Origin of the sequence: Rahnella sp. BCC 1045, from assembly GCF_019049615.1 — a bacterium.
GTDB lineage: Bacteria > Pseudomonadota > Gammaproteobacteria > Enterobacterales > Enterobacteriaceae > Rahnella > Rahnella contaminans.
On record NZ_JAFMOZ010000043.1, the window covers coordinates 1 to 1,329 of the forward strand.

Below are 1,329 nucleotides of genomic sequence, written 5' to 3' on the forward strand. Positions count from 1 at the left end.
CAATATACCATTTCACACATTGTGTTATTGCTGGTGTTTAGTATTTTTTACCAGATCTTTGCCAAATCGATAAGCGGGAAGCTCTATTAAAGCCAGGGTATATTTTGATATAATAATTGTCAGGCTCACAGCGAGCGTGGCAAAGATAACATTATTATATAAATTATCATCCTTAAACTTCAACAATAAATAAACAATAGGAGTATGCATAATGTATACAGAGAATGAGATTTTACCCAAGTATACTAAAGTTTTTGATTCTAAAAAACGTGTTAAATCAAAATCTAGAAGAGGTATCATTGATATTGCAAAGGCAATAATTAATGTCAGAGGAAGATAAATGCTTAAGTCTATATTCAGCCCAAAAAGTACAATCATCATACTAGTAAATGATAATGATACAAATCCAAAGGCTATAGTTTTGTGATTTTGGATGTGATTTTTATATTTCATTGATATTTGATACGCGCAGACGCCTGCTGACATGCAATATACGCATCGAATAACGCCGTCACTTAAAAATGGAAATTTGGCTTGAGCAGCACCTTTAACATCAATCCCTATGTAATAAGCCATTGCGCAGCCAACTAATAAAATAACCCAAGGCACTGATTTTTTAGTACAGCAGAGAAGGAGGACTAAGGTCCCTGCAAACATTTCAACTGATATAGACCAGCTTGGGATATTTGTCTTTGGTAAAAAACCTATTCCCAGGGAGTTTGTTAGTGTGAGGTCACCAATTACGTTAAATGGAGTAATATTACCGACCCAGGACGGGAAAAAAGTACCGCTGGAAAAATACAATGCCAGAGGAATGCATACAATAGCAAGAAGGTGTAAAGGGTAAAGTCTAAAAAAACGAGTCACTATAAAGTCAAATGATGTCATTGTTCTATTACTTAATTTTTCATTATAAGAATGATATAGAACGATACCCGATAAGATAAAAAAAATGTCTACAGCATAATCTGGGTTATGAAAAATATCATACCCGGTATGCCAGCCGGTAAAATGGCTGTAGGAATGTGACAATGCCACACCAATAGCAAGTAAGCCACGCAAACCATCTAAACCAGCAAGGCGTTTCATCAAGAACTTTTTCCTTTATGTACGGATTCCACAACATGGATCTTGAGAAATCATTAATGAAGACAAAAAATGAAAGTCTTAAATGCCATCCAGCGTGAAATAATCTCGATAAGTCAACACGAAGAAGAGAGGCGGCACTTTCTAACCAGGAGAGGAGACATGTTAGCTTGGATGCTAGTTTAAAGTAAAGAAAGAGTAAGTTGTGTAAAATGTTAGTAAATTTTACGGATTGTATAAAAA

The 1,329-nt window shown here is 35.1% G+C and carries 1 protein-coding gene; it reads right to left on the bottom strand.

Annotated elements, in window-relative coordinates; all coding sequences use genetic code 11:
- Window positions 1-24 precede the first annotated feature (24 nt).
- Window positions 25-1,089: an acyltransferase gene (locus J1782_RS00260; RefSeq protein ID WP_217151901.1), complete on the bottom strand. Its 1,065-nt coding sequence runs from the start codon at window positions 1,087-1,089 to the stop codon at window positions 25-27.
- Window positions 1,090-1,329 lie beyond the last annotated feature (240 nt).

Coding starts and splice junctions, on each gene's coding strand:
- J1782_RS00260 (WP_217151901.1), bottom strand. CDS start 1,089: ATGAAACGCCTTGCTGGTTTAGATGGTTTGCGTGGCTTACTTGCTATT.